This is a genomic window from Pseudomonas sp. RW407, from assembly GCF_003176655.1.
Lineage (GTDB): Bacteria > Pseudomonadota > Gammaproteobacteria > Pseudomonadales > Pseudomonadaceae > Pseudomonas > Pseudomonas delhiensis.
Genome location: NZ_QGSL01000029.1, coordinates 79,637 through 106,174, shown reverse-complemented (window position 1 = coordinate 106,174; position 26,538 = coordinate 79,637). Strand labels below are relative to the sequence as shown.

Sequence of the window (26,538 nt, the reverse complement as noted above, 5' to 3'; positions counted from 1 at the left end):
GGCGATACCCCGATTCGTTGTTTCCGGCCCCGCCCTTCCCGTCTACTAGTACTGCGGTCGTGCCGAGAGACCGTCAGCACCGGCTGAAAATAACAACGAGCAAGACGGAGACTGCTGATGTCGAGTGCCAACCTGATCTGGGGCCATTTGCTGCTGGGTATGCTGGCGGCTCTGGCGTGTGGGGGCATGGTCCAGGCGCAGGAGTTCGAAACTGCCAACCCGGACCTGAAGCTGCGCAGGGACAATACTCTGCGCTACAACCTTGGGGTCCGGACTGAAGGGCGTGATAGTGCCCTGGCCAATAACGCCACCTACGATGAGTCCGATTCGAAGTTTGATCGTGGGGGCGTGGTGACCAACCGCGTTGACCTGATGAGCGAATTCGAACTGACCTGCCGGGAGTACCATGGCTTCCGCGTCAGCGGTGCAGCCTGGTATGACCAGGCCTATGCCGATACGGATGTCGAGACGGCCTCCGGTAACGTCTACTACGCCGGCGCGGGGGCTGGCTCGAGTACCTCCAGTTACAGCGGCAGGCACTGCTCCGGATTCACAAAGCGCTATCACCGAGGCTTGAGCGGCGAGCTGCTTGATGCTTTTGCCTTCACCCGCTTCAACCTCGGCGACGTACCGATCAGCGTACGTGCAGGTCGTCATACGGTGTATTGGGGCAATGGGGTGCTGATCGCCGGCCATGCAGTGTCCTATTCGCAGGCCCCGTTGGATGGACGCAAGGCGGTTAGCAGCCCGGGGACCGAGACACGCGAGATATTTCTGCCCCTGGGGCAGTTATCCGCCCAGGCCCAGCTCACCGAGAACCTGTCCGTCGCCGCCCAGTATTTCCTCGAGTGGGAGTCGACCCGCGCGCCGGAGAGTGGCACCTATCTCGCTTCTGCCGGCGTCGCTCTTGAGGGCCCTGACCGGATGCCGTTGTTCACCGGCGTCGCCCGACCGATCAACGATCCGGTGACGCCGCGAAACCGCAGCAACTGGGGGGGGATGGGCACCTATAGCCTGGATTTCCTGCACTCGGACCTCAGTCTGTTCTACCGCCGGTTCGACGACTACAACCCGTGGGGGCTGCAGGTCGGCAGTGACTTCGCACGCTACGTCTACGCCAGGGACGTTCGACTTTACGGCCTGGGGTGGTCGGTGGGACCGGTATAAGGTGGCGGGTCGGTTGGTGTCGACCTTTCCTATCGGCAAAACGCCCCGCTGGTATCGAGCAACTTCAGTATGGCCGACAACGCGGGAGGCCGTGGTGACACCTGAACATCCCCAATGCACTGGACATGCCCTTGCCCCAGGCCGAAGACATTGTCGCCTTGGCTCTGCAGGAGCTGCCTAACGGTCCGACCCTGGTCCATCCCCAATACGTCGACATTACTGGCTCCGGGCAGGCGCCGGGCCGGGTGCGACGCGAGCACGTGATCGCCAAGAGTGCCGAGGCCGCGGTTTTCATCGGCAACGACTGACACACTTACCACGAGAGTGAACGAGGCCTGCTCATGAAAGGTTTCAACAACGCGGAATTCAAGCGGGGCTGGCACGTGATAATTCTGGTAGTCGTCGGAGTGGCGACAAGCTCTAGTTCGCTGCTGCTGTACAGCTTTGGCGCCATGGTTATACCGCTGGAACGGGCCATGGGGTGGGCGCGCACTGACCTGCAGGCGGCGATCACTGCCCTGTCACTGGGCACCATCGTCGGCGTGCAACTGGCCGGCTGGCTCAACCTGCGCTATGACCTGCGCGCCGTCACGCTGGTTTCGCTGGTCGCGCTAGCCCTGAGTGTCTGCACGCTAGCGCGCATCGGTGGTTTTATCTGGACGCTCTACTTGGGGTTCTTCCTAGTGCCGCTAGCCGGGCTGGGTACCTTGCAGATCACTTGGTCGCATCTGGTCAATCTATGGTTCGAAGAAAATCGCGGGCTTGCCCTGGCAATCATCCTCAGCGGCTCCGGTCTTGCCGCAATCGGTTTGGCTTCTGCTTCGTCTGCTTTCTGGTCGGCCCGTTATTGCTGCTGACGCTGGGGGTGTATCCGCGCTTCAGGCAGGAGTCGGCGGTAGTGCATGGATAATTTTCTGGACAAATTATTAAAATGTGTTCAATTAATTGGCTTCTGAAATCGTGTAGAAAAAATAAGAAGGAGGCTGTATGCGCGCTGCTGTGATTTCCGAACGCAATGTTCCGCCGCTGGTGGGCGATTTCTGTGAACCCGAGCTGCAGGACGGTGCGGTCCTGATCGACGTCGACACTGCCGGTCTCGGCGGCTGGGATGTGCTCGGTGCCTATCGCCTAGGGGTGGAGTACCCCTGCGTGATCCGTGGAGAGGGTGTGGGGCACACCACCGATGGCCGCCGCGTGTATTTTGGTGAGCGCTCGGTAGCGCCGTTTGGTGCCTGGGCCGAGCGTACCCTGGTACCTGCTCCCGAGGTGTGGGAGGTACCGGATGACGTCGACGACAAGACCGCCATCAGTATGGGCATCGCCGCTACCGGGGCCATAGTGCCGTTGGAGAAAGCCGAGATCCAGAAGGGCGAGAAGGTGCTCATCCTTGGTGCCACTGGTACCCTCGGCCAAATAGCTCTACAACTGGCTCGTGGTATGGGGGCGGGTAAGGTGGTGGGTGCCGCACGCTCGGAGCAAGCCCTGTTGGGCCTGAAAACGCGTGGTATCGCTGATGAGGTGGTGACTTTGGGGGGAGCGGACGACGTGGCCGCCCTAAAGGACGCCGCCGACGGTGGGTTCGACGTGGTCCTCGATCTGGTCTGTGGCCAACCGATGCTCACCGCCCTGAAGGCCACCAACTGGGGAGCGCGGATCATGACTATCGGTACCGGGGCGGGGCGGCAAGTCAACCTGGACATTGCCGACCTGCTGTTCCGCTCGTTGTCTTGTATCGGCACCGGTCAGCGTCCACCGGCTGAGCGCGAGCAGATCTGGCGGCGTCTTCTGAAGATCGCCAAGGAACAGAATATTTGGATCGACTATATGGACTACACCCTGGACCAGGCCACCGAGGCCTGGGCTGCACAAGTGGCCGGCCCGCACGCGAAGATCACTGCAAGCATCAAACGCTGAGTCGCTTGGGAGCCCGCGGCCTGCATCCCGGCGGTTAAGAAGCCTAATGCTTGCCGGGGTGCGGAGCGGAATGTACTGCTGGTCCGCTAAGAGGGACTGTAATTGCTGCGCTGATGACGGAATTCCTCTGGTGTCATTCCAACCTCCTTGCGAAAGGCTGCGGTGAAAGCAGCAGCATTCTGGAAACCGGCACCATGGGCGACCTGCTTGATCAGCAGATGCCTGTCGGCTAGCAGCACCATGGCTTTGCGGATACGGATTTCCGCCGCGTAACAGCGTAGAGTCTTGCCGGTGGTGTGCTTGAAATACGCCGATAGCTTTCTCACTGGCAGTGAGCAGGCATCTGCTAGGCGATGCAAGGAAGCGTCCTCGGCAGATCCATACTCTAGCATTTCACGTAGTAGTTTCAGCTGACGGGGCGTTAGTTTGCCGCATGCCTCATCGTCGCGATGGCTGCCTAGGAACTCCCGGCGCAGATCCAAGGCGATGCTGGTTAGCAAGCATTCGGTATGCAGCTCACTGGCGAAGCCCGGTGCGACAACTTCTTCGGCCAGGCGTTGCAGTGTGCTTTGCAGGTAGTGACTCTGTAGGTCGAGCATGTTCTCGTCGGTGCGGCCTGCCCAATCCCAACGGTAGGCTGCCAGGTCACCGAGGTCTGCCGGATCGAATAGGCAGATCACGGCTTTTTGCTGGCAGGCGTCATGTTTGAGATGGAACTCGGTACCATGGGGAATGAATAGAAGTTGGCCGAGTGGTTTGAATTCGTGCTGAATGTGGCCGCGGAAGCTACCGAGGTTGTGCGCTTTTTCGTTGCACCCGAAGCCCGAAGGGGTGAGTGCATGCGTATCAGACAGCCCTTGCGGGTCTCGATCAGTGCAGTTCCGGCGCTAGGCCAGAAGGCATGTTCCTGGCGCACGTCAAAGCCTTTCTTGCAAAGCGATGCTTCTGTCACGAAAGCCCCCGATTGCTCGGATTCGTACTCGCAGTAATTGATCGCGTTCATCTTCAACCTTCAGCAATTCTTGTTATTGGCGCTGAAATGCGAACGGTCGCAGGAGCACCGAGCGCAGGCTCGCTCGGTGGTGCTTTCGTCTAAGCCCGAGTCTACCCAGGGAGATCACGAAGGCGATTCATAAAAATAAGAGGCAGGTATCGGAAAAGCAGATGGCGAGAGGTAAGGACATTTCCATGCGGCAACTCCGTTACTTTGTAGCGGCAGCTGACGCCGGCCAGTTCTCCCAGGCCGCACTCAAGGTGCATGTGTCGCAATCGGCAATCACTGCGGCCGTCCTGCAGCTTGAGGAAACGTTGGGGGCTAGTCTGTTCGAGCGCTTACCTTATGGAGTGGCACTGACTGCCGAGGGGCACAAGTTTGCCCTGCATGCCCGACATATTCTGGATACCCTGCAGGACGCCCTTAGTGAGCCGCTGTTACTCGGTCATTCGATGCAGGGAGTCGTGAGGGTCGGTGCGTCTTACACGGTGCTCGGCTACTTCCTACCGGCGCTTCTGGCGCGTTTCAAACGCAGTTACCCTCAGGTGGAAATCGACCTCATTGACATGGACCGTTCGAGCATCGAGGCTGCAGTGGCCGACGGTTGCCTTGACCTGGGTTTGGTGATCACCTCCAATAGTCAGGACCTGTCTCGCTTCGAGCATCATGTACTGATCCGTTCTCGGCGCCAGCTCTGGCTTGCTAGTCAGCATCCTCTAATGACGGCGAGCTCGGTCACTCTCGAGGATGTCGCCGGGCACGCCTATATTCTGGCAACAGTGGACGAGGGTGACGTCTCCACTAACCGTTACTGGGAGGCGCAGGGGCTAGCGCCACAGGTGGCGTTCCGTACCTCTTCGATGGAAGCTCTGCGTGGTCTGGTGGCGCACGGTTTTGGCGTCGCCATCCTGTCCGACATGCTTTATCGCGCCTGGTCCCTGGAGGGCAAGAAAATCGAGGCACGTCCATTGGCCGATGCCATTCCGCCCATGGAACTCGGATTGGTTTGGCGTCCCGACGCCGACCTACCGGAGCCCGCCCAGGCATTCCGGCAGTTCCTGATCATGGCATGTGCTTCCTAAACGCGCTGATAGGCATCGGCCGAGAGGGAATGCACAGCCCACCCCGGCTCGATGAGATCAGGGGCGGTTTCTAGTGCTTGTCCAGTTCGATTTCGATGGCCTGAAGTAGACGCGAATCGTCCGTCGCCACATCCGGGGCGAAGCGGCCAACCACCTGTCCGTCACGGCTGACCAGGAACTTCTCGAAGTTCCACAGTACCGCGGGAATCGGTCCCGCTTCTATGCCATAGCCTTTGAGGCGTTCGCGCATCGGACCTTCGCCTACGGTGTGTGGTTGCGCCTCCGTCAGCAGTCGGTACAGGGGATGGCGGTATTCGCCGGTCACCGCGATCTTGGAGAACAGGGGGAACCGGACGGCGTAGTTCAGTTCGCAGAATGCCTTGATTTCCTCGTCGCTGCCGGGCTCTTGTTCCCTGAAGTCATTGGCTGGGAAGCCCAGGATCTCGAGCCCGGCCGGCCCCTTGTCCTCGTAGAGCTTTTCCAGACCGGCATACTGGGGGGTGAGCCCGCACTTCGAAGCAACGTTCACCACCAGAAGTACCTTGCCCTTGAAGCGCTCGAGCGTCAGGGCATCGCCTTCGATGCTCTTGAGTGGGATGTCGTAGATCGTCTGGGTCATGTTGTTCTGCTCCTTTCGTTTGGGACGGGGAGTCGACTCTTTCAGGCTTGTTCGTTGCGCTTCCGGGCTGTTTCGACGAAATCGCGTTTGAGGGTAGGGAAATAGGCTATCTGCCCACCCATGCCACCGCTGATGTCAATGGACGCGGCGCTGATGAACGAAGCGTACTCGCTGGCCAGGAACAGAGCCATGCCGGCGACGTCCTCGGGCTTGCCGAAGCGACCGAGTGGAACCACCTTGAGCACCATCTCGTTGAACTCCTCGCGGCTTACGCCGGGCGGCATCTCTTTGTAATGGCGCTCCCACTGCCCGGTGTCGATCCAGCCCATGTTCAGACTGTTGACGAGGATGTTGTCTTGCGCCAGGGACATGCCTAATGAGCGCGAGAGGGCGATGCAGGAGGCTCGGTTGATCACCGAGGGGATGCCGTCCGGGGTGGGCACGCTCCCCGCGAGAGCGTTGATTTCTATGATCCGTCCCCAGCGTTGAGCACGCATGTATGGAACCACTGCCTGGACGAAACGATAGTGACCCAGCTGCAGGATATTGGCGTGTTCGAGAATGGCCTCTGGTGTCAGGGTGTCCAGGTTGCCGCCCTTGCCCTGACCTGCATTGTTGACCAGGACGTCCACGCCACCCCAGGTCTCGGCGACCTCGGTGACAAATGCTTTGACCCCTGTTGTATTGGTGACATCGACGGCACGAGCAATGACTGCCTGCGCGGTGCTTTCCAGTTCCTGGCCAGCGGTCGTCACAGCTTCCAGGGTACGGGCGCAAATAGCCACTTTCGCGCCTTCGTTGGCAAATGCCTGGGCGATTGCCTTGCCAATGCCTCGTGACGCGCCGGTTATGATGACTCGTTTACCTCTGAGATCGATGTGCATGGAGCCTCCTGCTGTGGCCGATGGCCGGGGGTATCCGATGGATGCCGGCCTGTTGCGCCGCATTAAATCCCAGAGAGCGGGTTTTTTAAAGAAAATATTGAACAAAAAATATGTTTGTGTTTATTTTGGATTCGCCTCTCGCATTCTGCCTGACCCGGTGTCTGTGAAGGTCCCGTATGGGGCCAAACTGCGCGCATTCCGGGAGCGTGGGGCGCCTCTAAGCAGGGACCTCAGTCTGTGCACATGATTCTGAATATAGAATTGAAATCTGCATATGGAATTATTTGCGCTGATCGGCTAGGGTGCTGATAGGTTTGATGGAACGTTTCTGCGATTGGTGTGCATAAATTGCCAAGGGGCCCCAGGCGAGGCCGATGGGAGTATTAGTACGATTCTTCTCCTAAGTGTTTGAAAATAAAAATAAAAGGATCTGAGATGAACGCGATGGCAATGAAGAGGTCTGGGCGCAAGTCCCTCGTTCTCAGTGGTCTGGCCCTGGCTGTCATGGGGCAGGTCGGTGGTGTGATGGCGATGGACATCGATGTCGGCAATCCCGACCTACGGCTGCGATGGGACAACACTGTGCGGTACAACCTCGGGGTTCGGACCGAGGGTCAGGACCACAAGATCATGAACAACCCGAACTACGACGAGTCCGACGGCAAATTCGACAAGGGCGATGTCGTCACCAATCGCCTGGATTTGCTCAGTGAACTTGACCTCTCCTTCCGCGATCAGTACGGCGCACGCCTGAGCGCCGCGGCCTGGTACGACGATGCCTACCACGATACTGATGTGAAGAGTAACGTCCCGGGCTATTCGACCAGTTACAACCGGGATCGCTACAGTTCCGAAACCAAGCGCTATGCGCTCGGACCCTCCGGTGAAATCCTCGATGCCTTTGTGTGGAGCAACTTCCAGCTGGGGCAGACGCCCATCAACGTAAAGGTCGGCCGGCACACCAATTACTGGGGGGAGGGGCTGCTGTTCGGTGCCCATGCTGTGTCCTACTCCCAGGCACCAACCGATGGTATGAAGGCAGTAGTTAGCCCCGGTATCGAGACCAAGGAAGTCTTCCTGCCGATCGGGCAGATTTCCGCGAAAGCCCAGGTCACCGACAACCTTTCCATTGCCGGTCAGTACTTCTACGAGTGGGACAATACCCGCTTCCCTTATGGTGGAACTTACTTCGGCGCAGCAGATCCCTTCTTCGAAGGCCCTGATAGGTTGCCTGCGGCTCCAGGCTTCAACCTCAATCATGCGTCTTCTAAGCGTGGGCGCGATGGTGAGAACTGGGGAGTGATGGCCAAGCTAAATGTCGAGGCTATCGAAACTACCTTTGGTGCTTATTATCGCCAATTCGACGACTACCAACCCTGGCTATCGCCACAGATTGATGCTGCCCATCGCCAATACCGACTGGTTTATCCGCGTGACGTCAAGCTGGTGGGCGTCAGCGCTTCCCGGGCCATTGGCAGCGCCGCAGTAGGTGCAGAACTGTCCTATCGCAAGGATGGGGCGCTCAATGCTACTGGCGTCAGCTTGCTGGACGATGAGGGGCCACGTGGTGACACCATCCACTTCGTGGCCAACGCCGTGTACGGCGTACCGCGCAACTTCATCGCCGATAACGCAACGCTGGTCACTGAGTTCGCCTACAGCCATCTGGACAAGGTGACGGAGCACAAGGAGCTTTACAAAGGCGAAGGCTACAACTGCGTGGATGTCCAAACCGGCGGCAAGGGTGACAAATCCGATGGCTGCTCTACCCGTGACTACTACGCCGTGGCGGTGAACTACACCCCGCAATATGTCGAGATCCTGCCGTCATGGACTCTTGATGTGCCGCTGACCATTAACTATGGCCTGCACGGTAATGCTGCCAGCGCCGGTGGTGGTAGCGAGGGCGCGCTTTCCTGGTCGGTCGGTGCGAAGATGACCTACCGTCAGGAACACGAATTCAGCCTGCGCTACGCCGACGTATCCGCGCAGGAGAAGAATTCCCTGAATGCCAATGGAGAGCGGATGGTCAATGGCAACGGTAACGTTGGCGGTACCGACCGTGGTTGGTTGGTCTTCACCTACAAAACCTCCTTTTAATAATTCCAAGAACGGAGACTGGTCATGAAACTTCGACTCGCCTTAGCCCTTGCCTTGGGTGGACTCTCTTTGCCGGTACTGGCTGCCGTGAGCCAGCAGGAGGCCGCCGAACTCGGCAAGGACCTGACGCCCTGGGGGGCGATCAAAGCTGGTAATGCCGATGGTACCATCCCTGCCTATGAGGGTGGCCTGAAGAAGGCCCCGCCAGGGTTCCAGCCGGACAGCGGATTCTGGGTCGATCCCTTCAAGGATGAGAAGCCCCTGTTCCGCATCACCGCTGCGAATGCCGACAAATACGCAGACAAGCTCAGCGAGGGGCAAAAGGCCCTCCTCAAGCGCAATCCCGAGACCTGGTACATGGACGTCTACCCGAGTCATCGGACAACCGCCTATCCCGACGCCGTGGTCAACGCGACGCTACGCAATGCCACCGGTTGCCAGGTGCAAAAGGATGGCCTAGCGGTCGACCCCGCCTGTCGTGGCGGCCTGCCGTTCCCTATCCCGAAAAACGGCAACGAGGTGATGTGGAACCAGCAGCTGCGCTACAAGATCGGTCCGGGCTATTCCACTACCAGTTCTTCCAACAGTTGGGTGATCGATACCAATGGCCAGGTGACCAAGACTGCCGAGCAGGCGACCTTCGAGGAAACGCCGTTCTACCAGACCAGCCAGACCGATCGTGATCCGATGATGTACTCCAGGGTGTTCTCGCTGAACAACTTCCCGGCGCGGCGGGCGGGGGAGGTGATCGTCCTCAACGATTACCTCGACCCGGAAGCCAAGCCACGTCGTTCCTTCAGCTACACCCCAGGGCAGCGCCGGGTCAAGCTGGCTCCTGAGTTCAACTTCGACACCCCCGTTGCCAGCCAGGGCGGGGTAACTCTGTTCGACGAACTGCAGATGTTTTCCGGCAGCCAGGACCGCTTCGACTACAAGCTGGTAGGCCGCAAGGAAATGTACATTCCCTATAACGCGTACAAGTTCTACTTCGATTGCAAGCAGGACGAGCAATTCCTCAAGAACCACGCCAATCCTGCCTGCGAGCGTTGGGAACTGCACCGTGTCTGGGTGGTCGAGGCAACTCTCAAGCCTGGCATGCGCCACGTCTACAGCAAACGGACCTACTACCTCGATGAAGACACCTTCGGCATCGGCCTGTACGACGCCTGGGACAAGAGCGGTGCGCTGTACCGGGCGATCTTCCTCAGCGGCGTGCAGATTTACGACAAGAACATCCCTTACAACGTGAAGAACGTCGTGTACGACTTCAACAAGGGGATGTGGGCACTGTTGAACGATGCGCTGAAAGGTGGTTATCGCTTCACTGACGAGCCCTATTCGGAGCGTCAGATGAACCCGGAGGCGATCGTCTCCCGCGTCACCCAGCGTTGACTGTGAGCCCGCGCGACATTGCTTGCGTGGGCAGATGACAAGAAATGGGCGCGTCGGTGTGCTTGCTTTGGCCGGACGCGCCCGGTGGTTGAGGAAAATAACAATGACAAGCCCTTGCCGTGACCTGATCCATTCGATGCACTGCCTGCTGACTGGCAGATGGCAAGTTCGCCGGCAGGTGTTGTTGGCTGTGGCTTCGACTCCTCTGTTGCTGTTCGCCCCGTTGTTCGCTGGCGCGGCGACGATTGTCGGGAATGACGTCCTGAGCAAGCCTGCTCCGAAGGTAAGTCCTCATATACGCCCTCCAATTGTTGCTGTGACCCACTCTGGCGAGGCACTGCTCGGTGTCGGTCCACATGGTGTGATCCTACGCTCGGAAGACAATGGCCAGAATTGGAGCCAGGTTCCCAGTCCGGTTTCCAGCGATCTGGTGCAAGTACGCTTCACCGATACGAAGAATGGCTGGATCGTCGGCCACGACGCTTTGCTATTGCACAGTGGCGATGGCGGCCGGAGTTGGCAGATACGCCTGGATGGAAGGCAGGTACTGGTGCTCCTGCGCGAGCACTACTCGCGAGCAGAGAAAGCTGGAGATCAGCAGGCTGGCGACCTGTTGCGTGAAATCGACCTGGCAATGAAAACCTCGGCAACGTCGGATGTCTTGCCCACGCCGTTGCTCGATGTTGCCTTCGATGACAAGGGTAATGGCTTTGTAGTGGGCGCTTTCGGCCTGATGCTGCACAGCACGGATGCCGGCGCCACTTGGGAGCCCTGGATTGAGCGCTCGGATAACGAGCGGCGTATGCACCTCTATGGACTCGCCCAGGACCATGGTCAGTTCTACGCCTGTGGCGAGCAGGGACTGCTGCTGCGCCTGAACCCCGAGTCGCAGCATTTCGTCAAGGTTGAGACGCCCTATGGCGGTACCTTCTTTGGTATCGCCGCTCGTGACGGTCTTCTGCTTGCCTATGGCCTGCGCGGCAACTTGTATGCGAGCCAGGATGATGGCCGGGACTGGCGCAAGGTCGAAACCGGGTTGGACAGTAGTGTGGTGGGGTTGGTTGATGAGGCTGGTTCGCTGGTGCTGGTCAGCCAGAGCGGGCAACTGGCGGTACTGGCCCCGAGTTCATTGCTGGTACGGGCCCTTGAGCCGGTACGCTCCAGCGAAGTTTATGCGGCGAGCCGAACTGGCCGAGATGGCCGCTTGCTTGTGGCTACCTACGCCGGCGCACGGGTCGTGCAGATCGCCACAGCGGAATGAGCCTGCGGCTCCCCTCCAGAGAGAACGTAGAAATGGTCGAGCAGAAATACAACAGTGGAATGCCGGTGATCCCTGACCTTCGGGACTTCGACATGACCTCCGGCGGGTTTCTCGAGCGAGTGATCTTCAACAATCGCATCTTGGTGTTGCTGGCATGCCTTGTTGCCACCCTGGTACTGGGCTTCCATGCGACTCGATTGCAGGTTAACGCCAGCTTCGAAAAGATGATTCCTAGCGCCAGCCCGTATATCAAGAATTATCTTGCCTACAAGAGCGAGTTGCCTGGGCTCGGTAACAGCGTGCGGATCGTGGTGGAGAACAAGAAGGGAGACATCTATGACCATGACTACTTGACCGCGCTGCAGAAGGTGAATGACACCCTGTACCTGATTCCCGGGGTCGATCGTTCTTGGATGAAGTCTCTGTGGATGCCGATCGTGCGCTGGAAGGAGGTTACCGAGGAAGGCATCGACGGTGGTGCGGTGATGCCCGCCGATTACAACGGTAGCCAGGCGTCCATTAACAAGCTTCGGCGCAATATCGCGCGCGCAGGCATTCTGGGAAGTTTGGTGGCCAACGACAGTCGCTCCAGCATGATCGTCGCCCCCCTCTTGGAGACCAATCCCCAGACTGGCCAGCCGCTGAACTACCGCGAGTTCTCCCGCCAGTTGGAGACCCAACTACGGTCGATGGAGAACGACTCGGTTGGTATCCATATCGTTGGTTTCAGCAAGCTGGTCGGTGATCTGATCGATGGTCTCTACGCGGTAATGCTGTTCTTCGGCGCGTCGGTGATCATCGCCGCAGTCTTCGTCTACTTCTATACCCGCTGCCTGCGCAGCACTTTGCTGTTGGTTGGCATCGCCGTGGCTGGCGTAATCTGGCTGCTCGGCCTGATGGAGCTACTCGGCTACGAACTGGATCCCTACTCGATCCTGGTGCCGTTTCTGATCTTCGCCATCGGGATTTCCCATGGCACGCAGAAGATGAACGGCATTCTCCAGGACATCGGGCGTGGTACACACAAGTACATTGCTGCCCGCTACACCTTCCGCCGTTTGTTCCTGACCGGGTTGACAGCGTTGCTGTGTAATATCGTCGGCTTCGCCGTCCTGGTGATCATCGATATCCCGGTGATCCGCGACTTGGCCTTGACCACCAGTATCGGTGTGGCTGTGCTGATCTTCACCAAACTGCTGCTGATCCCCGTAGCGCTGTCCTATCTCGGGGTCAGTCAGAAGGCCGCGCGGATCGCCATCGAGAAGGATCGCGCCGGGGAAGCCAACCGCGGTTTCCTCGGCCATATCTGGCACGGTCTTGACCGCTTCACCGAACGTCCCTGGTCGATAGGGGTGATCGCCCTGTCCGTTATCGTTACCGCTGCATGCAGTGTGGTAATGCTTCATCTCAAGGTCGGTGACCTTGACCCTGGGGCGCCGGAGTTGCGCGCTGACTCGCGCTACAATCAGGACAACGCGTTCATCACCGCCAACTATGGCCTGTCCAGCGACCAGTTCGTGGTGATCATGAAGACCAACGAGGACAACTGCCGCCTCTATCAGCCGTTGCAGACTATGGACCGGCTGGCCTGGCAATTGCGTCAGACCGAGGGCGTGCAGACCACCAGTTCGCTGGCCGAGACTGTGCGTTTCTTCACTGCGGGCATGGCCGAAGGCAGCGGCAAGTGGCTGACCATCAGTCGTGACCAGGCGATCACTAATTCCTCGGTAGACTCGGCGATGATCTCCTCGCCGGGGATCACCAACCAGAAGTGCTCGATCACACCGCTGATTGCCTATCTGGCCGATCACAAGGCCGACACGCTCAACCGCGTGCTGCGGGTTGCTGAGGAGTTCGCCAGGCAGAACAACATCAGTACCGGAGAGCAACCGGTCGAGTTCCTCCTTGCCGCCGGTAACGCCGGTATCGAGGCTGCTACAAACATCGAGGTGGAGCGGGGTATCGTCACCATGTACCTGGCGGTGTATGGCGCCACAGCATTACTTTGCCTGCTCACTTTCCGTAGCTGGCGTGCCACGCTGGTAGCGCTGATTCCGTTGCTGATGACAACCATCATCTGCAAGGCCCTGATGGTGTGGCTGGGTATTGGCTTGAAGGTGGCGACCTTGCCGGTCATCGCCGTCGGCGTCGGCGTCGGCGTCGACTATGCCCTGTACCTGCTCAGCGTGCAGTTGGCGGTGCAGGAGCGTGGTGGCAGCCTGACTGTGGCTTATCGGCGCTCCCTAGACTTCACTGGCAGAGTGGTAGCCCTGATCGGTTTGACTATGGCGGCGGGCGTCGTTACCTGGGCCTGGTCACCCATCAAGTTCCAGGCCGACATGGGCATCCTGCTGACCTTCATGTTCCTCTGGAACATGCTCGGCGCTCTTGTGCTCATACCGGCCCTGTCCCATTTCCTGCTCAACCCGAAAGCTCGTCCCGCAGAACCCTTGATGGCTGGCAACACTGTGCCCGGCCCTCTCGGGAAAGGCACGGACGTAAACGTCCACGTTGCTACCGCCCATTGATCAACCCGGCCTACAGGGGCGGATGCTCGGTGGTATGTCTCCGCGCCTGGCCGACGACTAGAGGAAAGTTGCATGTTCGAATTGTTGATGAGCGCCGACATGATGGTGCCGGACCCCGACGGGATGACCGAGAAGCTAGTGGACAAGCTCGGTGTCTATAAGCATGAGCGCTGGCGGCAGGCGTTCGATAACCACCCCTACATCGCGCATTTCCTGCGGGTGCACAAATCCTTGGCGGTGGCGCCTACGCGCATCGAGCCGCAGTGGCACCTCGACAAGCCGAACCCCGGAGACCCGTTGTTCCACGATTTCCTAGAAAGCCTCAAGGACTATCAGGGGCATCATCGGCCGATGATGACCCACTCCATTGTCCTGGCCCTGCACCGCGAGAAGTTCTCTGTGCTGGTAGATAAGTTGATGCGCCGCCGCCTGCCGTTCCGCATGGCGCAGCGCACGCCGGAGATGCCGTTTGATCGCCTATGGCTCGGTGCCACGCCGGAGCAGCCGTATTACCAGCCTTCGGTCGACGGAGGCCTATGCATCGAGATCATGGAGACCGAGCCGCTGCAGATGCCGGCGGAAACCTACGCGCTGCCGCCGGTGCAGCCCCGTGACCTGGCGCCCGGCGGTATGGTGCGGGTGACTGCCCGCGGCTTCCTGGTGCGTGATCTGGACGAGACCTTGCGCAAGGTGTCCGCCAATCTTGACTGGGAGCCCAGCGGTCCGGTGGAGCAACTGCGTGAGGAAGGTTATCGCCGAGCGCGCATGGGCTTTACTGTGGCCAACAGCGCGACTCTCGATGTGCTCGAAGCGACCCACTGGAACACCGATGCCGGTCACTATTTGAACAACTGGGGCCCGGGCCCGTACTACATCCGCATTGGTGTCAACGACTTGGCTGCGAAGGCTGAGGAGTTGCGCGCGCGGGGGACTGCCTTCCAGTGGATCGAGTCGAGCGAAGCTGTTGGTGGTCGGCCACTGATCAAGGTCGACCCGAAGGAACTGGACGGCCAGGTGTTCGAGTTCGAGGAGGTGCTTGTATGACTTCCAGTTCGGAGGTATTGGATCCGCTGGTGATCAATGGAGCTGTTCGCATCGAGCGCGATTCCACCCTGGGTTGGATCGTGCTGACCCGGCCCGGACAGATCAACGCTATTAATGACGATATCCGCATCGGCGTGCCGAAGGCTTTGGCGCAGCTGGAGACCGACCCGCAGGTGCGGGTCATCCTAATTCGCGGCGAGGGTGACCGAGGTTTTTGCGCCGGTGCGGACATCAAGGAAAAACGTGGTGATGAGTCGGCCATACAGGTTCGTCAGCGTATGGAGCATTCCCGCTGGATAGAGTCCCTGGACCGCATCTCCAAGCCAGTGATAGCCGCCATCCATGGCTACTGCATGGGGGGAGGTCTGGAGCTGGCTCTGGCTTGCGATATCCGCTTCGCCGCGCCAAGTGCGGTATTTGCCCTACCGGAAACCGGGCTCGGCCTCATTCCCGGTGGCGGCGGAACCCAGCGCTTGGCGCGAGTCGTTGCTCCGGGGCTAGCCATGGACCTCCTGTTGACTGGTGAGCGGATTAGAGCGGATGAAGCCCGCCGGGTTGGTCTGATCACCCGCCTGGCGAGCGACGAGACCAACTGGCTTGATGAGGTTGCGGCACTCGCCCGGTTGATAGCCACCAAGCCGCCTGCCGCTTCTGCTTACGTCAAGCAGGCCGCGCGGGCTGCGTTGGAGCTGGACATCAAGCGCGGACTGGATCTTGAATTAGATCTGTTTGCGCTCCTGGCACCAACCAAGGACCGCCGAGAGGCCGCGCTAGCGTTTGCCGAGCGGCGTGTACCGCGCTTCACCGGTGAATGACGGGAATGAGTTGAAAGTAGTGTGGAGAACAAGGTTATGACCAGTATGGGAAAACTATCTGGACGCGTTGCGATCGTCACTGGCTCCGGTGGCGGACTGGGGGCCGAATGCGCGCGGGTTTTGGCCTCCCATGGGGCCTCCATTGCCGTAGTCGACATCAATGGAGAGGCTGCCGCGGAAGTGGCGGCCTCCTTGATATCTTCTGGTCACGACGCGCTGGGCATCCGCACCGATGTCTCGTCGGAAGAGGACGTCCACGCCATGGTTGGCCAGGTCAAGGAGCATTTCGGTCGCATTGACGTGCTGCATAACAATGCTGCAGTGCTCAATGCCGGGCAGCGACAGCGCGATCGCGACCTGGCTAATCTCGACATGGACGCTTTCGACCGGGCCATCGCTGTCAACCTACGTGGAGCGGTGCTATGCACCAAACACGTCGTTCCGGTGATGCTGGAGCAAGGTGGCGGCTCGATTATTTTCGCCACCTCCGGTCTGGGTGTGCAGGGGGATATGTCGCTGACAGGCTACGCCACCTCCAAGGCGGCGCTGCTGATGCTGCCTAAGCTGGTTGCTGCGCAGTACGGCAAGCAGGGGGTTCGCGGCAACGCTGTACAGATCGGTCTTGCGCCGCAGCACCCATTGCCTGACGCCCTGCTGGACATCATGCGTGACAACCACTGCACGCCGGAGCTGGGCACCCCTCGGCAGATCGCCGACGTGGTGGCTTTCCTGGCCTCCGACGAGTCCTCGTTCATCACCGGCAGTACCGTGGTGGCCGATGGCGGCTTCAGTAGCCACACTCCGTCACTGGTAGCGGTGCGCAAGCTGTTCGACCAGATGGGGCGCAATAGCATGTGAGCGAAGCGGGCCGGTAGGGGCGGTCAGGCCTCACGCCTGCGTGCTGAAGCTCAATCCGCACCAATCCGAATGGACCCGGGCGAGAAGTGTGGTCGTCAGTGCCCGGAGACGCCAAGCATTCCCCCGACTGGCCACTACCTGCTGTAGCTTGGCAATTTGCTGGCCACCTGGATGAGCAGCCCTTGTAGCTGCCGATAGTCATGCCCTTGCGCCCGCATCGACCGTTCCCTTTAGAAAACTTTTATTCGTGGTCACCGATGTCGATATCGGCGAGGGCTGTGCCTTGCGCCGCAAGAGTCGCTGGAGAATTGTTTGACCGCCGGTAAAACGATGCCCAACCACTGCCGGTTGGTTGTTGCTAGCGTTGCCTTCCCGGTGAAAGGCAGGACCCTAGCCTTCTGCCAAGCAGGTAGTAGTGGTCTGGTGAGAGATTGCCAGAGCCACCAGGCACTTACTCAAAACAGCGATGAACAAGAACAATCAAGCCATGAAAAATGACAACACGGATTTCGATGTAATTATCGTGGGTGGTGGTACCAACGGCCTGTCGGCGGGTTGCTACCTAGGGATGGATGGCAAGAAGGTGTTGGTGCTTGAGGCGCTGGACAAGGTTGGCGGAATGGCCTCATCGGGCTACCTGATTCCCGAGGCGCCGCAACACCTCGTACACCCTTGCGCGATGGATATGATGTCCATGCGCGTTCATGCCCACGTACCCCACGAGCTGCAGCTCGAACGGCATGGGTTCAAGTCGATCGAGCTGTCGCCGGGCTACGTGTACTTGCACCCGGATGGCACCTCGCTGGTGTTCTGGCGTGATCGTCAAAAGACGGCCGCGGAAATCCGCCGTTACAGCACCAGGGACGCTGAGGCATTCCTTGAGTTCATGGCGGTCATCGACCTGTTCCTCGACATCGCTTTGCCGATGATGCGGATCGACCCGGCTCGGACCAACATCATGACCAAGCTGAAGGTCGTAGGTACTGCACTCAAACACCGCAAGCTCAAGCCCGAGCTGATGGCGCTGATGACCGGTTCGGCACACCAGGCCGCGCGGGAGCGCTTCGAGCACCCGGTGACCATCTCTGCCATGTGTGCGCTCACTGGCCTGGCCGGCGACATCAGTGCCGATGGTGGTGGCATCTATTACGCCCTGCTGGGTTTCCTCCATCGCTTCGGTGTTGGTCGGGTGATCGGTGGCATGCAGCAGCTCAGTAACGCCATGCGCGCGCGCCTGGAGGAGCTTGGTGGCCAGGTCCTGACCCTGGCCCGTGTCGAGGAAATCCTCGCCAGCCGGGGCAAGGTTCGGGGTGTACGGTTAGCTGATGGACGTGAGTTCACGGCCCGTGCGGTTGTTGCCGGCTGCCATCCCAAGGTCGCGCTGGAAATGGTCAGCGCCGGAGAAATGCCACGCAACCTGCTGACCCGTATCGCCATGGCACCGGCCAACGCCAGGGGCTCTGGGCCGCTTAAGGTGGACCTGGCACTTGATGGACAGATCGCAGTACCTCGTTTCGAGGCTGCCAGAGGCGATGGTGTCGACCTGCGCAAGGCCTGCCTGATGATAGGTACCGAAGAGGCGGTACTGGAGAACTTCGCCTCTAGCGCCCGGGGAGAAGTGCCGCGCCTGCCCTACATCACCATGGTAGCTCCCAACTCGGTGGATCCTTCGCAGTCGCCGGAGGGACAGGACGTGCTCTATATCTACCCGCCGGTAATGCCGGTCGCTCCTCTTGAAGGGTGGGATGCGCTCAGGGAGCGAGTGGCTGACCAAGTGGTCGAACAACTGTCCGAATACGTCGAGGGTATTCAGGGGCATGTAATTGGGCGCTGGATCGAGGCGGCGCCGGATTTCACTGCACGCTTGAATACAGTGAACGGTTGCGTGGTGCATATCGACACCACGTCCATGCGCTCCAGTGCCATGCGGCCAGCCTATGGCCTCGGTGGAGAGACTCTCCCGGTCGAAGGGTTGTACTTGGGGAGCGCCGGTATCCACCCAGGCGGTGGCGTCAACGGCATGGCCGGGCGGCTGGCGGCCGGCCGGGTGAAGCGCTACTTGGCGCAAGTCGGAAGAAAGTAGCCGATGGCCGTGTAGGTGTCCTCTGGCACGGTCGTTCTAGTGCAGGGCGATGCTGGCGAGGATGAAGTCCGCAGAATGTTGGCGCCAGGTGGTCATGCCTTCCTCTGAGGTGGTGTCCAGGCCGGCCAGCGCCGACATCGAATAGCGGTTGGTGAACCAGCCGGTAGTAACCAGCGCGGCGGTGGCGAGAAACAGCCGGGGGTTGATCCCGGCCTTGAAGTCCCCAGCCTCGGCGCCGCGTCGCAGGATGCCGTCGAGCTTGTCTATCAGCCTTGGCGTCAGCTCCAGGAAGCGGTTGCGCGGTGTCTCGTGGGTGTTGTGGTAGTGGATGCCCTCCAGGGCTAGTGCGCCGAGCAGCGGATCGTGACGATACTGGTCGAAAAAGTGGTTGAGCATTCCCTGCATGGCTTGCATCGGTGGTAGTAAGTCGACATCCAACTCCACCAGCTCGGACATGACGCGCTCGGAGCATTCGTCCAGCACGGCGATGAACAGACCTTCCTTGGAGCCGTAGTAGTGGTAGACCAACTGTTTGGTGATCCCCGCTTCGCGGGCGAGCTCCTCCATGCGCACGCCGGTGAGACCCTTCTTCGCGAATTCCAAGCGGGCTACCTCGATCAGGCGGCGGATCGTGTTGCGTTTTCCGGGTTCATTCTGCACCGCGGTTTTCACCCTGGGCTCCTTATGGCAGCGATGGGCTGACGTACTTCGTTTGACCTTGGGTAAAACGAATCGAGTCGCAGAAAAGAGGCAGCTCGTTAGTATCCCAAGTTGGTGATTCCGAAAGGATACCGCTACTTGCGGCCTGGCGAGCAAGCCGGGGTGTTTCCAAATGAAATATCGCAGCGGGACCCTTACCCCGTGATGCTGATGGCCTGCCACCGTGCCGGCGTCGGTCGACTTCGACAACAACAATTTAGAGTGTTTAATCTCATGAGCACTAATAGCGCTTCTGCCCTTGATCTCAAGGAAAACTACTCCGCAGTCTCCGAAACCTATCGTGGTACCGACCTGGACATCCATGCCGTTTGCCGAGAGCAGCGGTTGAAGTCACCGATCTACGAAGGTGACTTCATCACTCAGTTCGGGGTGCCGACCAATGCGGGTATCCAGCAAGGTACCCGGCCAACTTTCGCGCTGTTTAAGTATCAGGACGTGCTGGCGGTGCTGCGCGACGGGAGCACCTTCACCAACGGCTTCATCGCCGAAGGCCTGGGCGCCTTCTTCGACGGCCTGGTGATCCTGGCCATGGACGGCGAGCCGCACCGAAAGGTGCGTGCCCTGCTGCAACCGGCATTCATGCCGGAGAATGTGAACAAGTGGCGTGGACAGATCGACGAGGTGATTCGCAGGGAGTTTCTTGAGCCGCTGGTATCGAAGAAGAGCGCCGACCTGATGGAGTTCGGCCTGGAGCTGCCGATTCGCATCATGTACGCGCTGATGGGGTTCCCCACAGACGATCCGTCGAAATACAAGCAATACGCTGCCTGGGCACTGGCCATGGTTGGTGGCAATCAGATCGACCCAGCGAAGATGGACGAAGCGCGTAAGCGTGCCGGCATCGCAGTAAAGGGACTTTACGACGCTATCCACGCCGTCGTGGTGCAGCGGCGTGCCGAGGGCAGCCACGGCGACGATGTGGTCGGCCGCCTGCTGCGTGCCGAATTCGAAGGACGCACTCTGGACGATCATGAGGTAGTCACCTTCACCCGTTCGCTATTGCCCGCTGCTGGTGAAACCACCACGCGCATGTTCAGCTCGGTGATGGCCCTGTTGCTCACCACTCCGGGCTTGCTGGAGCGGGTGAAGGCAGATCGCTCACTCGTTCCCAAGTTGATGGACGAAACCGCGCGCTTTGAGCCGGTGGCGACCTTCAAGGTTCGTGAGACAGCAAAGGACGTGGAGTTCCATGGGGTGAAAATTCCCAAGGGCTCCTTCGTTCAATGCATGGTGGTTTCCGCCAACCGCGACGAGGACGCTTTCGAGAACCCTGACGTGTTTGACATCGACCGCAAGCTCAAGCCTTCCTTCGGCTTCGGTTTTGGCCCGCATATGTGCATTGGTCAGTTCATTGCCAAGGTCGAGATCAACTGCTCGATCAACGCCATCCTCGACCTGTTCCCCAATATCCGTCTGGATCCGTCGAAGTCGGTGCCGGTCATCGAGGGTGCACAGTTACGCGGTGCCTCGTCGCTCCCGGTGATCTGGGACTGAGCCTCGCTGCCCCTTTGCCTTGCGTGCCCTCGACAATTACGACAAGAGAGAATCCCCATGAGAACTTTCAAGACGATTCCCGTGCGTGGTGACTTTGGTTTCCAGCAACTGGTCGGCCCGCATCAAGTCAGCGGTGCCTCGATGGGTGGTATCCGGGGTTATTTCGGCTTGCAGTTGAGCAAATCCTCGCCGTTCGGCTCGGTGCGTGACGAGGAGGGCAACATCTATTCATTCGTGCGTTCGCTGATGGCGCCGGGCGGTACGCCGAACCCGACCAAGTTCTTCTACCTGAACAACCATGTCGACGGTATCAACCTGCGCATGGATCACGAGAAGATGGCTCGCCAGGCGTCGACGCCGATGCCGGTGCAGACCCTGGAGGGCGACACCGTGCGCTGGACCAGCCAACCCGGCGAGGCCGGTAATGGTTGGGAAATCACGGCCAACAGTGAACGCCTGAGCTGGCGCGAGGACGGCCTGTTCCAACTGGAAGGACGGCTGCTCGGCCCGGGCCTGCAGTGGTATCTGCCGGGAGTGGAATGGGGCACCTTCTATGTGTCCCAACTCTGGGAACTGGCCGGCATCTGCGAAGGACGGCCGGTGAAGGGGGCGATGGCGCTGGACCAGTTCTACATGGCAGAGGGCGGTGCAATCCACTTCAAGAAGGACCTTGTAGTCAATAACAACAAGCACGTGCTCTGGTGGTCGTTTGTCACTGTCTACAAGGACGGCAGTTGGGACGCCGGTTCCTTCATGGTTGGCCACGATCACCTGGGCTATGCGATCTTCACCAACGATAAAGGTGAGGTGCGTGTGACCACCGATATCGAAGGACAAACCCGGCACAAGGAAGGTAGCTACTTCCTTGAGTCGGCTCGAATTGTGCTCGAAGGTGAGGAGGAGTGGGAGTTTCTTCCCGACACCAGGGGTGAAATGATCGACTTTGTCGGTGGCTTCCCGATCACCGCACAGCAGGAGGGGCGCTGGCGCCGTGTCGGAGACACCCGAGAGCCTTCGCACTGGCTAGGCTGGGGAGAGTCCGACCGGCGCAACGGTTCGGCGCGCAACATGCCGGGCCGGGATATCTGATCTGGCCGCTCGGGCTCCGTGCGGCCCAAGCTCCGCGGGAGTGTTCCGTACAAGAACAGGGGAAACAGCCGATGAGGTTCAAGAACAAGGTGGTGCTGGTCACCGGTGCCGGGCGAGGCATGGGGCGAGCCATCGCGCTGGCGTACGCGAGCGAAGGGGCAAAGGTGATAGTGTCTGCTCGTACGCCACGCCATGGCGAGGAAACCGTCGCGCAGATCGCGGCACTGGGCAGCGAGGCTCACCTGGTCGGTGGTGACATTGCCGACCGCTCGTCGGTCAAGACCATGATCGAGGGTGGTGTGGAGCATTTTGGCGCACTGGACATCCTTGTCCATTGTGCCGCGGATACATCATCCGGGTTGGTCGTCGAGATGACGGACGAGACGTTCGATCATTTGGTGCGCAGCAATATCCAGTCGCTGTTCTGGCTGGCCAAGGATGCGGCACCCCATCTTTCTAAGGCGCAGGACAAGGGCCGGATCGTATTCATCTCCTCTGGCGAGGCCAATCGCAAGTACACGCCAACGCTGATCCCGTACAGTTCCAGCAAGGCGTTCATGAACGCCTTTGCCCGTGGGCTGGCGGTGGAGTTCGGCGCACTGAACATTCTGGTCAACGTGATCGAGCCGGGGCTGATAGGCACCGATCACATGTTCGAGTCCCTGGGGGAAGAGCTACCGCACCGCCTGGCCGAGCGCTTCCCTGTGCCCCGTTTGGGGCAGTCGGCGGATATCGCCGCCGCTGCGTTGTTCCTGACCTCCGACGACGCTTCCTATATCACTGGTACCTCCCTGCTGGTCGACGGCGGCGCCACTATGGTGGCCATGCCCAAGGTCGAAGAAATCCTCAAGGGGCATTGAGCCCGGATTGCGCAGGCTGCCAACGGGCGATTGCGTCAGGAGTCCCTGTATGTCCGATACCTCCAATTCATACTGGCGCTCAGCTTTCGACATTGCTGAGTTCAGGCGTGGCTGGCGCATCCTGCTACTCGGTCTCGTGGGGATCTGCACCAGTATCAGCGCCGGTTTGCTTTATGGCTTCGGCACCCTGGTCATTCCCCTTGAGCAGGCCTTTGGTTGGAGCCGGGGCGAGCTACAAGCGTCTATCACCTTCCTGTTTGCCGGTGTGGCCGTTTCCACCCAACTGGTCGGCCCGCTGTATCACCGTTTCGGCCTGCGGCGGGTGGCGATCGTATCGATCCTGCTGCAGGTGGTCGGCTATGTGGCAATCACGCGGATCGAGCATTCCATCGGTTGGCTGTACCTGGCGTTCTTCTCCATGCCGTTGGTCTGTGCAGGCACTATTGCCATTACCTGGACGCAACTGGTCAACCTGTGGTTCGAGCGCAACCGTGGTTTGGCCTTGGCGGCTATCCTCTGCGGCACTGGGATGATGGCGCTGCTGCTGCCGCCATTACTGGCCGGCCTGATCGCCCGGTTCGGCTGGCAGGCTGGCTTTTTCGCCCTAGCGGCGCTGCCCTTGCTGTTTACCTTGCCTATGGCCTTGGCATGGATGCGTTTGCCAACGGAGGTCGAGTCCATGTCCTCGACGGAGCGTGCGTTGGCTACACAACTGAACGGTTTCAGCTTCCGCCAGGCACTGCGCTCGCCGGTATATTGGAGTTTCAATGTCGCGCTGATCCTATCGGTGTGCCTTACCGTCGGTATGGTCACCAATATAGTGCCCATGTTGCAGAGCAAGGGGCTTTCCGCCCAAGTAGCGAGCCAGATCTTCAGCAGCTTCGGCATTTCCATCATCGCCGGGCGTCTATTGGTAGGCTATCTGCTGGACCGCTACCCTCCGGTCCTGGTCGCAGTGACGAGCCTGGCGCTACCGGCCATCGGTTGCGCGGTCTTTCTGTTCGCTGGTGTGCAGAGTACCGCGCTGCTGGTGTTCGCCACCCTGTGCGTCGGTGTCAGCGCCGGTGCTGAATTCGACCTGGCGGCATTCCTCATAGCGCGTTATTTCGGGCTGCGCGACTACGCGCGTATCTTCGGCCTGCACCTGGCCTTGGTCACAGTCATGTCCGGCTTGATGCCGGTGTTCTTCGGTTATCTCTACGAGGCGTACCAGGGCTATTCGGCGGTGCTGCTGTGCTGCCTGGCCTGTTCCCTCATCGGGCCGTCGATCCTGCTCTGGCTGCGGCCGGCAGCGGTGGTCGCGGTCCAAGCAACGGCATGCCTGAAGCGGTGTGCGAACGTCCGGCGGGCCTGCCCGTCTGCGGATACTAGGAGTAAGCAATGAGTGCGCAAGAAACCATCGAGCATTTCCTGCATGGCCAGATCGATTGCTGGAACAACGGCGACAAGGAGGGGTTCTTCGAGCATTACCGGCGGATGTCGCCCGCTGGCCTGAACATCGAGTACGTTGGCCGTGCTCTGCCGACCGACCCATGGCAGATCCTCGAAGGCATGTGGGAAAACCAGCAGCCGCGTTTTCGCGTGGAGGTCAAGGAAACCATCATCAACGGCGAGGAAGCCGCCTGCCATCATCGCAATGCGTTGCGTGACGGCAATGGCGGTATCGAGACCATCGAGCTGTACCGTTTCCAGGACGGCAGGTTGTGGGTGCGATATTTCATCAAGGCGTGAAGGAAGCCACGGGGCACGCAGGCGCGCGCCCCTGACGCTCAGCCGCGAGCGGCCCGCTCCTGCCTGCGCGCTGCCCGCCAGCCCTGGAACAGGAGCAGCGGCAGGCGTAGGATCACGCCGATGCCGAGCAGCTGGGCGGCCTGCCAGCAGTCTTGCGGGTGGACCAGGATGGTGGTGCTCATGGCACCCATGACCTTGCCCTTGATCACCAGTCGTTGACCCTCGCGAGTGATGGATTTGACGTCCACCATCTCCACGCCTTCCTTGCTGAACATCTTCATGCTGCGCTTGCTCCTGCCTGGGGCTCAGGCCCCGACCAGTTCGTCGAAGTCCAGGCCGGATTCCTCCAGCAGCACCCGCGCCACGTTGCGCCCGGAGGCGGCGGTGACACCGCCGCCGGGGTGGGTGCTGGCGCCGGCCAGGTACAGGCCCGCCACCGGCGACTTGTACTGGGCGTAGCCGGGAGCAGGGCGGTTGCCGGCGATCTGCCAGGAGTAGGAGCCGAAATGCAGGATGTCGGCGCCGATCATGGCGTTGTTGTGGCGTTCGATGTCCAGCGGGGTCATCCACGAGAAGCCGAGGATGTTGTCGTCGTCCATGTTGGTGGTGAGCTTGCGCAGATCATCGAGAAAAGCGTGGGCCACCTCTTTGCCGATCTCGTCCCAGCGCTGGGCGCCGCCCTTGAGGTGGTAGGGGCAGAAGGCGTACATGTTGAGCACGCGACTGCCTTCAGGGGCGCGGGTCTTATCGTAGGTGTCCTGGGTCACGTAGGCGATGAAGTCGCGGCGCGGGATGCCGTACTCCAGGTCGCGGAAGGCGCGGGCGAATTCCTCGGGGTCGGAATGCGAGCGTTCCACCCAGAAGAAGTCGTCCACCGCCGGGCCGACCTTATAGCGCGGTGCCTCGCGCAGGGCGACGTGCATGTTGAACGGCTGGAAGCTGCTGTGCTTGAGGGTGCGGATGCGCTGCTCGAAGCCTTCGGGCAACTCGCAGCCGGGGACCATGGCGGGGAATACCTGCTTGGCATGCAGGGTGGAGATCACGCCCTGGCGAGCGAGGATTTCCTCGCCGCTGTCGAGGATCACGCCGGTCGTCTTGCCGCCGTCAATCTTGAACTGTTTGATCGGCGCCTCAGTGCGCACCTCGCCGCCATGGTGTTCCAGGCAGGCGCGCAGGGCGTCGGCGAAGGCTCCGGAACCGCCGACCGGGATGCCCACGCCGTAGCGGTGCATCAGCGGCAGGATGATGTAGAAGCCGAAGCCGGTGCCGTTGTCGAACGGGTTCATCATCGCCTCGGAAGCGTAGCGGGCCAGGGCGATCTTGACCTTGTCGTTCTCGAACCATTCGCTGATGTAGTCCCAGGCGCTCATCGCCTGGGTGCGCATCAGTTCCTGGCCGACCTGGCTCTGTTCCATCATCAGTGCTTGGTGCGAAGCGCTAGGCGGCGTGTTGAACATGCCCATGACCAGCATGTCGAGGTTCTGGAACACCTGGTAGTTGAAGCGGCGGTAGGCGTCGGCGTCACGCTCGGAAAACTTGGCGATGGCCTGGCAGGTGCGCTCTAGGTCGGTGTAGAACTCCAGGGTGCTGCCGTCGTCGTAGAAGATCGCGGTCATCTTGTCGGGGTTGATGTATTTCAGGCCGAACTTCGCTTTCAGCTCCAGCTCGTCGTTGCGTAGCAGCGGGTTGGCCTGCAGCAGGGTGTGCGCCACCGAGCAGACGTCGTGCTTGAAGCCGGGAATGGTCAGCTCGCGGGTCATGACCCCGCCGCCGACCTTGTCGTTCTTCTCCACCACGCACACGCTGCGCCCGGCCTTGGCCAGGTAGCAGGCGGCGACCAGACCGTTGTGGCCGCCGCCGGCGATGACGATGTCGTAGGTCTTGCTCATCTTCTTGTCCTTTT

Annotated in this window: 24 protein-coding genes and 1 pseudogene; 18 read left to right on the top strand and 7 right to left on the bottom strand. The window is 60.1% G+C overall.

Annotation, left to right across the window (positions count from 1 at the left end; translation table 11 throughout):
• Nucleotides 1–117 precede the first annotated feature (117 nt).
• From DK254_RS01360 to DK254_RS01345, 4 genes and pseudogenes are all read left to right on the top strand, one after another.
• Complete coding sequence (locus tag DK254_RS01360; protein ID WP_225617176.1) at nt 118–1,167, top strand: DUF1302 domain-containing protein; 1,050 nt, start codon at nt 118–120, stop codon at nt 1,165–1,167.
• Nucleotides 1,168–1,298: 131 nt separating this feature from the next.
• On the top strand, nt 1,299–1,475 hold the full coding sequence (locus tag DK254_RS34075; RefSeq protein WP_158546392.1) for a hypothetical protein: 177 nt from the start codon (nt 1,299–1,301) through the stop codon (nt 1,473–1,475).
• A gap of 33 nt (nt 1,476–1,508) precedes the next feature.
• Nucleotides 1,509–1,979 (top strand): annotated as a pseudogene (locus tag DK254_RS01350) (MFS transporter); the annotation flags it as partial.
• Nucleotides 1,980–2,154: 175 nt separating this feature from the next.
• Complete coding sequence (locus DK254_RS01345) at nt 2,155–3,081, top strand: zinc-binding dehydrogenase (protein WP_058490473.1); 927 nt, start codon at nt 2,155–2,157, stop codon at nt 3,079–3,081.
• An 86-nt stretch (nt 3,082–3,167) separates the two neighbouring features.
• Here the strand turns inward: DK254_RS01345 and DK254_RS34690 are convergent, their stop codons facing one another.
• Both DK254_RS34690 and DK254_RS34685 read right to left on the bottom strand, forming a co-directional pair.
• Nucleotides 3,168–3,761: an AraC family transcriptional regulator gene (locus DK254_RS34690; RefSeq protein WP_225617174.1), complete on the bottom strand. Its 594-nt coding sequence runs from the start codon at nt 3,759–3,761 to the stop codon at nt 3,168–3,170.
• Entirely contained in the window at nt 3,758–4,084 is a 327-nt protein-coding gene (locus DK254_RS34685; RefSeq protein ID WP_225617173.1) for a hypothetical protein, read from the bottom strand. Before DK254_RS34685 ends, DK254_RS34690 begins: the two co-directional genes overlap by 4 nt.
• Nucleotides 4,085–4,245: 161 nt before the next feature.
• Here DK254_RS34685 and DK254_RS01335 point away from each other — a divergent pair, with 161 nt between their 5' ends.
• Entirely contained in the window at nt 4,246–5,157 is a 912-nt protein-coding gene (locus DK254_RS01335) for a LysR family transcriptional regulator (protein ID WP_058490471.1), read from the top strand.
• A gap of 70 nt (nt 5,158–5,227) precedes the next feature.
• Here the strand turns inward: DK254_RS01335 and DK254_RS01330 are convergent, their stop codons facing one another.
• Together DK254_RS01330 and DK254_RS01325 are read right to left on the bottom strand one after the other, a co-directional pair.
• A complete protein-coding gene (locus DK254_RS01330; protein ID WP_058490469.1) occupies nt 5,228–5,776 on the bottom strand; it encodes a glutathione peroxidase in 549 nt (182 codons plus the stop codon).
• Nucleotides 5,777–5,817: 41 nt separating this feature from the next.
• Nucleotides 5,818–6,660 carry an SDR family oxidoreductase gene (locus DK254_RS01325; protein ID WP_058490467.1) on the bottom strand — a complete coding sequence of 281 codons (843 nt, stop codon included), beginning with the start codon at nt 6,658–6,660 and terminating at the stop codon, nt 5,818–5,820.
• A 435-nt stretch (nt 6,661–7,095) separates the two neighbouring features.
• Here DK254_RS01325 and DK254_RS01320 point away from each other — a divergent pair, with 435 nt between their 5' ends.
• The 8 genes from DK254_RS01320 to DK254_RS01285 all read left to right on the top strand — a co-directional run bounded on the left by DK254_RS01320 (nt 7,096) and on the right by DK254_RS01285 (nt 18,741).
• Nucleotides 7,096–8,760, top strand: coding sequence for a DUF1302 domain-containing protein (locus tag DK254_RS01320; protein WP_371921087.1), 1,665 nt, complete (start codon nt 7,096–7,098; stop codon nt 8,758–8,760).
• Nucleotides 8,761–8,784: 24 nt separating this feature from the next.
• Nucleotides 8,785–10,152: a DUF1329 domain-containing protein gene (locus DK254_RS01315; protein ID WP_109931692.1), complete on the top strand. Its 1,368-nt coding sequence runs from the start codon at nt 8,785–8,787 to the stop codon at nt 10,150–10,152.
• Between the two features lie 103 nt (nt 10,153–10,255).
• Nucleotides 10,256–11,413 (top strand): YCF48-related protein, encoded by a 1,158-nt coding sequence (locus tag DK254_RS01310; RefSeq protein WP_082816377.1) that lies wholly within the window; start codon nt 10,256–10,258, stop codon nt 11,411–11,413.
• 32 nt (nt 11,414–11,445) lie between these two features.
• Nucleotides 11,446–13,941: an RND family transporter gene (locus tag DK254_RS01305; RefSeq protein WP_058490463.1), complete on the top strand. Its 2,496-nt coding sequence runs from the start codon at nt 11,446–11,448 to the stop codon at nt 13,939–13,941.
• Between the two features lie 72 nt (nt 13,942–14,013).
• Nucleotides 14,014–14,985, top strand: a complete 972-nt coding sequence (locus tag DK254_RS01300; protein WP_058490457.1) for a hypothetical protein — start codon at nt 14,014–14,016, stop codon at nt 14,983–14,985.
• Complete coding sequence (locus tag DK254_RS01295; protein ID WP_058490455.1) at nt 14,982–15,800, top strand: enoyl-CoA hydratase/isomerase family protein; 819 nt, start codon at nt 14,982–14,984, stop codon at nt 15,798–15,800. Before DK254_RS01300 ends, DK254_RS01295 begins: the two co-directional genes overlap by 4 nt.
• 36 nt (nt 15,801–15,836) lie before the next feature.
• Nucleotides 15,837–16,658, top strand: a complete 822-nt coding sequence (locus DK254_RS01290) for an SDR family NAD(P)-dependent oxidoreductase (protein ID WP_058490453.1) — start codon at nt 15,837–15,839, stop codon at nt 16,656–16,658.
• Between the two features lie 466 nt (nt 16,659–17,124).
• Nucleotides 17,125–18,741: an NAD(P)/FAD-dependent oxidoreductase gene (locus DK254_RS01285; RefSeq protein WP_058490451.1), complete on the top strand. Its 1,617-nt coding sequence runs from the start codon at nt 17,125–17,127 to the stop codon at nt 18,739–18,741.
• A gap of 36 nt (nt 18,742–18,777) precedes the next feature.
• Here the strand turns inward: DK254_RS01285 and DK254_RS01280 are convergent, their stop codons facing one another.
• The gene (locus DK254_RS01280) at nt 18,778–19,413 is read right to left on the bottom strand and encodes a TetR/AcrR family transcriptional regulator (protein WP_058490449.1); all 636 of its coding nucleotides are present in this window, start codon (nt 19,411–19,413) and stop codon (nt 18,778–18,780) included.
• Nucleotides 19,414–19,674: 261 nt separating this feature from the next.
• On the opposite strand from DK254_RS01280, the gene DK254_RS01275 reads away from it, so the two are divergent.
• From DK254_RS01275 to DK254_RS01255, 5 genes are all read left to right on the top strand, one after another.
• On the top strand, nt 19,675–20,955 hold the full coding sequence (locus tag DK254_RS01275) for a cytochrome P450 (RefSeq protein ID WP_058490447.1): 1,281 nt from the start codon (nt 19,675–19,677) through the stop codon (nt 20,953–20,955).
• Nucleotides 20,956–21,012: 57 nt separating this feature from the next.
• Nucleotides 21,013–22,044 carry a hypothetical protein gene (locus DK254_RS01270; RefSeq protein WP_058490445.1) on the top strand — a complete coding sequence of 344 codons (1,032 nt, stop codon included), beginning with the start codon at nt 21,013–21,015 and terminating at the stop codon, nt 22,042–22,044.
• 71 nt (nt 22,045–22,115) lie between these two features.
• On the top strand, nt 22,116–22,904 hold the full coding sequence (locus tag DK254_RS01265; RefSeq protein ID WP_058490443.1) for an SDR family NAD(P)-dependent oxidoreductase: 789 nt from the start codon (nt 22,116–22,118) through the stop codon (nt 22,902–22,904).
• A gap of 49 nt (nt 22,905–22,953) precedes the next feature.
• Nucleotides 22,954–24,288 carry an MFS transporter gene (locus tag DK254_RS01260; RefSeq protein WP_058490441.1) on the top strand — a complete coding sequence of 445 codons (1,335 nt, stop codon included), beginning with the start codon at nt 22,954–22,956 and terminating at the stop codon, nt 24,286–24,288.
• The gene (locus DK254_RS01255) at nt 24,285–24,635 is read left to right on the top strand and encodes a nuclear transport factor 2 family protein (protein ID WP_058490438.1); all 351 of its coding nucleotides are present in this window, start codon (nt 24,285–24,287) and stop codon (nt 24,633–24,635) included. Before DK254_RS01260 ends, DK254_RS01255 begins: the two co-directional genes overlap by 4 nt.
• Nucleotides 24,636–24,673: 38 nt before the next feature.
• Here DK254_RS01255 and DK254_RS01250 read toward each other — a convergent pair whose 3' ends face one another.
• Nucleotides 24,674–24,916 carry a hypothetical protein gene (locus tag DK254_RS01250; protein ID WP_058490436.1) on the bottom strand — a complete coding sequence of 81 codons (243 nt, stop codon included), beginning with the start codon at nt 24,914–24,916 and terminating at the stop codon, nt 24,674–24,676.
• A gap of 24 nt (nt 24,917–24,940) precedes the next feature.
• Entirely contained in the window at nt 24,941–26,524 is a 1,584-nt protein-coding gene (locus tag DK254_RS01245; protein ID WP_058490435.1) for an NAD(P)/FAD-dependent oxidoreductase, read from the bottom strand.
• Between the last annotated feature and the right edge of the window lie 14 nt (nt 26,525–26,538).